This is a genomic window from Arenimonas sp., assembly GCF_047602345.1.
Taxonomy (GTDB): Bacteria; Pseudomonadota; Gammaproteobacteria; order Xanthomonadales; family Xanthomonadaceae; genus Arenimonas.
In genome coordinates this window covers 21,367-27,487 of record NZ_JASGHN010000002.1, presented here as the reverse complement: position 1 = coordinate 27,487, position 6,121 = coordinate 21,367, and the positions used below count along the sequence as shown (strand labels likewise).

The window sequence follows — 6,121 nt, the reverse complement described above, 5'->3', positions numbered from 1 at the left end:
CGCATCAAGGTTACAGGGGAGACAGCACCTCTGCAGACGTACGGCCTCGCCATAGTTCAGCTCACGTACGCCGGCTTCGACCTTCTTCAGATCGCCGATCACGATCCAGGTGAGCTCCTCCGGCTTGATGACTTTCGCGGCAGCGGCGTTGAGCGCCTCCGGCGACAGTGCTTTCAGGTTGGCCGTGTAGTCGTAGTAGTATTCCGGCGCGCGGCCGGTGTTGACGATATCGGTCGCGGCGGCGACGAGCGAATCGATCGTCTCGAAGCGCCCGGCCAGACGCGAGGACTGGCTGCGCATGATCGACTGGTACTCCTCGCCGGCCAGCGGACGCGCACCGGCGACGCCGCGGATCTCCTTCAGCACTTCGACCATCGATTCCTTCGTCTTGTCGGTCTGCACCGGGGCGGTGACGACGAAGCTGCGTGGCCCGCGCGCGGCGCTGAGTCCGCCGGACGTGCCGTAGGACCAGTGCTTATCCAGGCGCAGGTTGCGATTCATTCGCGAGGTCGCCATGCCGCCGAAATTGCGCATGACGGTTTCCAGCGCGAGATCGTCCGGCGTACCGGACGCGGGCGCGAGATGCGCGGGCGACGATGACGGACTGCGGCGCACCCGGCTTGTCGATCAGGTAGACCTTGCCGCGACCGGGCGACTGCGCCGTGGTCAGTGTTTTCGCCGGCGCACTGCCGGCGGCCCAGGTGCCGAAGCTGCGTTCGAGTTCGGGCATCAGCTGCGCCATCGTGACGTCGCCGGCGACGATGAGGGTCGCGCTGCCCGGCTTGAACCAACTGGAGTGCCACGACGCCAACGCTTGCTGCGACAGCGACTGCACGACGGACTCGCGGCCCAGGCCGCCGCCCGGTGAAGCATAGGCATGTCCGGGGCCGTACAGCAGGCCCGGCAGCACGCGTTGCGAAGCGCTGGTCGGATTCGCCTTCTGCTGGCCGATCGCGGCGAGCTGCTGCTTGCGCTGGATCTCGACCATGTCGGCCGGGAAGGCAGGGTTGCGCGCGACGTCGGCGAGCAGGTCGAGCGAGCCGGACAGGTTCGCGCGCAACGCGCTCATCGTCACGAAGGACAGGTCGAGCGAATTGCCGACGCCGAGCTGCGCGCCGAGCGCATCGCGCTGGTCGGCGAGCTGGAAGGCATCGCGCGTCTTCGTGCCCTTCAGCAGCAGATCGAGGGCGAAGCGCGCCGTGCCGGCGGCGTCGGCCGGATCGGCCGCGGCGCCGGCATCGACCAGCACCACATTCACCAGCGGCACGCTATGGCGTTCGAGCAGCACGACTTTCAGTCCGTTCGACAGCGTCGCGCGTTGCACTTGCGGGAAAGCCACCTTCGGCGGATCGCCGAGCGCCGGCAGATGCTTGCGGTCGAAGCTGTACTTGCCGGAACTGAATTCCGGAACGGCATCACCGTCATCGTCAGGTAATGCTTGGCCAGCCACTGGCGGCAGCCGATTTCACGTCGGCGCCGGGCAGGGATTCGATCTCCTCCAGCGGCGCATGTAGACGTTCGGGCGCCGAAATACGTCACGCTTTCGGCCAGCACGTCGGAGCGGCCGCCGAAACCGCCGAGGCGTTCGGTATTGCGGGCGAAGTCGGCGAGGTAGACGGTGCGGGCGCGGCCAGTTCGGCGGCACCGGGAATGCGGGCGAATTCGCGCGCGATCACCGCATCCATCTCGCGCTCGGCGGCGGCGACTCGGCATCGGGCTTGACGTTACCGTCACGTAGAACATGCCGCCGAGTTCGGAGACATCGACGCCCGCGCTAACGCTGGTGGCCAGTTTCTTGTCGAACACGAGTGAACGATCCAGCGGCGAGCTCTCGCTGCCCGACAGCACGCTGGCGAACAGTTCCATCGCATGCGTAGTCCTGTCGCCGGCGGGCGGCAGGTGCCAGACGCGATAGATGCGCGCCTGCGGCACGCGGTCCTGCAAAGTGTCGCGGATGTTGCCGGTGAGTTCCGGCACCCAGGCTTTCAGCCGCGGCAGCGGCGGGCCGGCCGGGATCGGGCCGAAATACTTCATCGCCAACGCGCGCGCCTGCTCCGGCGTGATGTCGCCAGCCAGCGACAGCACGGCATTGTTCGGGCCGTAGTAGGTCGCGTACCACTGCTTGATATCGTCGAGCTTGGCCGCGTTGAGATCTTCCATGCTGCCGATCGTCGACCAGCTGTAGGGGTGCGAGGTCGGATACATCAGCTCCGAGACGCGATCCCAGACGCGGCCATAAGGCTGGTTCTCGCCCTGGCGCTTCTCGTTCTGCACGACGCCGCGTTCGCGTTCGAGCATCGCCTCGTTGATGTTGCCGGCCAGGAAGCCCATGCGGTCGGCCTCCAGGTACAGCGTGCGTTCCAGCGCCGAGACCGGCACGTCCTCGAAGAAATTGGTGCGGTCGGTGCTCGTGGTGCCATTGCGGTTGTTGGCACCGAGGTCGTCCATGGCTTCGCGGAAGCCGTGCGGATAGTTCTCGCTGCCGTTGAAGAAGAAATGCTCGAACAGGTGCGCGAAGCCGGTGCGGCCGCGCTTTTCGTCGCGAGAGCCGACGTGGTACCAGAGATTCACCGCCACCAGCGGCACGCTATGGTCCTCGTGCACCAGCACGGTCAGGCCGTTCGGCAGCACGATCTTTTCGTGCTTGATCGCCAGCTGCTGCGCACTGGGGCCGGTCGAGGCGGCGACGGGCGGCGTCGCGGGCGACAGACTGGGCGCGAGCGCCAGGGCGAGGGCAAGCGTCAGGACATTCGGGCGCATCGTCGGGCTCCGCAGAAGGAAGCGCCGAATCTACGGGAGTGGACGGCCGGAAGGCCAGTGCGGATGGTTGGGGCGGGCGGCTCAGCCGAGCAGGCTGGCGCCGGGCACCAGCCACAGCGACAACGAAGCCAGACCGGTGCCGATCGCGGCAGCGGCCAGCACGTCGCTCGGATAGTGCATGCCGAGCACCACGCGCGAGACCGCGACGCTGAGCGCGAACGGCAGCAGCAGCCAGGCCAGCATCGGGTAGTAGGCGAGCGCAACCAGGCTGAAGGACACCGCGTGCAAGGTATGGCCCGAGGGGAAGCTGAATTCGTCCAGCGGTGCGATCCAGGCCTGGATGCGCGCGTCGGTCGCGAAGGGGCGGGGACGTTTCGTCCAGCGCTTGAGCTGACGATACAGGATCGCCGCGATGCCGCCGGTCGCGGCCAGATGCGCGGCGGCGCCGAGTCCGCGCCATTCGTCCACGAAGGCCACCAGGGCCATCAGTGCATACCAGAACGCGCCGTCGCCGAGCCGGCTGACGAAACGGAAATAGGCGCATACCGCGCGGCGCGCACCCCAGCGATTCGCCGCCCGGCACCAGGCCTGCTCGCGTTCGCTCAGTCGGGCGGCGACGGTGCTCATGCCGCCTTGCTCGGCAAGGCCGCAAGAGCGGCGAGCAGCGAAGCGAACTCGCGCGCCACCGATTCCGGATGCAGGTGCTGCACGGCCGTGCGCGCCGATTCGCCGAGGCGGTACAACGAGGCCTGCGTGCCGACCCGCAGCGTCGCGGCGATGAAGGCGGCTTCGTCGCCGAAGGCCACCGCAGCGCCATGCTCGCCGTCGCGCAGGTGTTCGCGCGTGGCGCCGTAGTCGAATGCGACCGTCGCCAGGCCCGAGGCCATGGCTTCGAGCGTCACGTTGCCGAAGGTTTCCGACAGGCTCGGAAACAGGAAAAGGTCGGCGCTGGCGTAGTGGCGCGAGAGTTCGTCGCCGCGCTGCATGCCGCTGAAGACCGCGTCCGGCACCATCGCACGCAGTTCCTCCCGATGCGGGCCGTCGCCGACGAAAACCAGCCGCGCGCGCGGTCGTTCCTGCTGCAGGGCGCGGAAAGCGCGCACGGTGAGTTGCAGGTTTTTTTCCGGCGCCAGGCGACCGACGCTGAGCACGGAGAGATCGTCGTCCGCCAGGCCCCAGTGAGCGCGCAGGCCGGCATCGCGCCATCCCGGATGGAACTGCCGGGTATCCACCGCGCGCCCGAGCCGCTGCACGCGCTGGAAACCCTGCGCCTGCAACTGCTGTCGCAACTCCAGCGTCGGCACCAGGGTCGCATCGCCGCGGTTGTGGAAGCGGCGCAACCAGGCGAAGACCCAGGGTGCGAGGAAACCGGCGCCGTAGCGACCGACGTAATCGTCGAAGCGCGTGTGGAAGCCGGTCGCGACGGGAATGCCCAATCGCCGCGCCGCGCGCAGTGCCGACCAACCCAACGGGCCTTCCGTGGCGATATAGACCGCATCGGGTCGTTGCGCAGTCCAGCGCGAGCAAAGGCGGCGACCGGCGGGCAGGCCGAAGCGCAATCCCGGGTAGCGCGGAATCGGCGCGCCATCGACCAGCATCAGGTCCGGATGCGCCGAGGCGCAGTCCGCGCCCTGTTCGGTGCGCACCAGCGCGACGCGATGGCCGAGCCCGCGCAATCCCTGTTCCAGCGATTGCACCGTCAACGCGACGCCGTTGATCTCCGGCGGGTAGGTTTCGCTGACCAGCTCGATATGCAGGGGCTTCGTCATGCCGCGCAGACTGCCGCAGGCATGTGCCGGCCGCGTGACGACGGCATGACGCAGCTGTGACAGCCAGGCCCGATTCAGGCCGGGAATCGGATCCCGCTATTCGGGCGCGAGCAGGTTCGCGTCGCGCACCAGGCGCCAGCGTCCGAGGTCGCGACGGAAGATGGACAGGGTATGGCCGGAACGCGCGTTCGTTTTCGGCGCGTCGCCGATGCGGACTTCGACGCGCAGTCGCGTGCGCGCGAAGGCCCAGTCGCCGAGGAGCTGAACTTCCAATACCTCGCTATGGCCATCGAAGCGCATCGCCATGGCCTGTTGCTGGCGCGTGGCGGCTTCGAATTCGGTCTTGCCGAACGGCGCCTGCCCGGGAACCATGAAGACTACGTCATCGCTCATCAGGTCGAGGACGCTCGCATGATCGCCGGCCTTCGTGGCTTCCATCCAGCGCGCGATCAGTTCGCGGATATCCCTTTCGTCGGCATGCATCGTCGCGACTCTAGGCCTTGCTTCGCGTCAGCCACCACGCCACGACGGCCACGACCAGGGCGACGATCGCGACGACGTCGACGATCATGACGCGATGCACCTGGGCGTTGTGTCCCGCCGCGCTCCAGACGAAATAGCAGAAGCTCAGAAGGCTGGCGAATGCCATGACGAAGGCCGCGGGCTGCCATGCCGGGCGAAACGCCGCGACCAGGAAGAAACTGCCGAGCAGGCCGAACAGCACGGCCCGATGCCGCATCAGGATGGCCAGGTTGGGTTCGGAAAAATCCAGGCCATACAGGGTCGCCAGCTTGTCCGAACCCAGCGCGCCGATGACCGGCAGCAGATGGATGATCGCGACGATCACCAGCATGGCGGAGATCAGGTGCTTCATGCCTCGCTCCTCATTGCGGATTGTTCGGGGTATCAGGACCCGGCCTTGCGATAGACGTTGTCGAAGCGCACGTTCTCGCCGCCGCAGAATCCGTTGTCGTGCACGACCAGGCGGCCGGCCACGAGTTGCATGTCGACCCGGCAGGCGTAGTCGTCGGCGCTTTCGCGAACCTGAAGGTAGCGGCCCTTGGCGACGCCAGTGGCTTCGAACTGGCCGACATGCACGTTCGGTTCGCCGGCGGCGTTCTTCGCGCCGATCCAGGTCGCGTCGCCGGTGATGCGCAGCAGGTTCTTTTCGCCGGCGCGGATTTCGATCACGTTGTCTCCGGCGATCGGTTTCCAGCGGCCGATCCAATCCTCGCGTTTAGGTAGCGGCGTCTCGACCGCCTGCAGCTCGCGTTGCGGCAGGTAGCCGACGAATTCGCGTTTCTTGCCGAAATACCAGGCACAGGCCCAGCCATCTTCCTGTTGCGCGACCAGGACTTCGTCGCCGGGAACCAGGTATGTCTTCTCGATGCAGCGCGACGCCTGCGGGCAGCCGTCGGTGTCGGCGCGGAAATGCGTTTTCTTCGCCGTCGACGCCACGCGGGCGAGGGTGAAATCGCCTTCGTGGGCCGGAAACAATCCGTTGCGGCAGTTGTAGGAATCCATCGCCGAAACGCCAACGGCGGGAAGCATCGCGATCGACAGGACGAGAGATTTCATTCCGGCACCCATGC

General features: G+C 67.1%; 8 protein-coding genes. All 8 read right to left on the bottom strand.

Going from position 1 to position 6,121, the window contains the following annotated elements; translation table 11 throughout:
• On the bottom strand, positions 1-534 hold a 534-nt coding region (locus QM707_RS00990), incomplete at its 3' end, for a M16 family metallopeptidase (RefSeq protein WP_415000009.1).
• Positions 476-1,339: a M16 family metallopeptidase gene (locus tag QM707_RS00985; protein WP_415000008.1), complete on the bottom strand. Its 864-nt coding sequence runs from the start codon at positions 1,337-1,339 to the stop codon at positions 476-478. The genes QM707_RS00985 and QM707_RS00990, both read right to left, overlap by 59 nt.
• Entirely contained in the window at positions 1,294-2,760 is a 1,467-nt protein-coding gene (locus tag QM707_RS00980; protein ID WP_415000007.1) for a M16 family metallopeptidase, read from the bottom strand. The genes QM707_RS00985 and QM707_RS00980 overlap by 46 nt, the downstream gene beginning before the upstream one ends.
• 81 nt (positions 2,761-2,841) lie before the next feature.
• Complete coding sequence (locus QM707_RS00975) at positions 2,842-3,387, bottom strand: phosphatase PAP2 family protein (protein ID WP_415000006.1); 546 nt, start codon at positions 3,385-3,387, stop codon at positions 2,842-2,844.
• Positions 3,384-4,517 carry a glycosyltransferase family 4 protein gene (locus QM707_RS00970; RefSeq protein ID WP_415000011.1) on the bottom strand — a complete coding sequence of 378 codons (1,134 nt, stop codon included), beginning with the start codon at positions 4,515-4,517 and terminating at the stop codon, positions 3,384-3,386. The genes QM707_RS00975 and QM707_RS00970 overlap by 4 nt, the downstream gene beginning before the upstream one ends.
• 108 nt (positions 4,518-4,625) lie before the next feature.
• Positions 4,626-5,012, bottom strand: coding sequence for a YybH family protein (locus QM707_RS00965; RefSeq protein WP_415000005.1), 387 nt, complete (start codon positions 5,010-5,012; stop codon positions 4,626-4,628).
• A 10-nt stretch (positions 5,013-5,022) separates the two neighbouring features.
• The gene (locus QM707_RS00960; protein WP_415000004.1) at positions 5,023-5,403 is read right to left on the bottom strand and encodes a hypothetical protein; all 381 of its coding nucleotides are present in this window, start codon (positions 5,401-5,403) and stop codon (positions 5,023-5,025) included.
• A gap of 32 nt (positions 5,404-5,435) precedes the next feature.
• The gene (locus QM707_RS00955) at positions 5,436-6,107 is read right to left on the bottom strand and encodes a hypothetical protein (RefSeq protein ID WP_415000003.1); all 672 of its coding nucleotides are present in this window, start codon (positions 6,105-6,107) and stop codon (positions 5,436-5,438) included.
• Between the last annotated feature and the right edge of the window lie 14 nt (positions 6,108-6,121).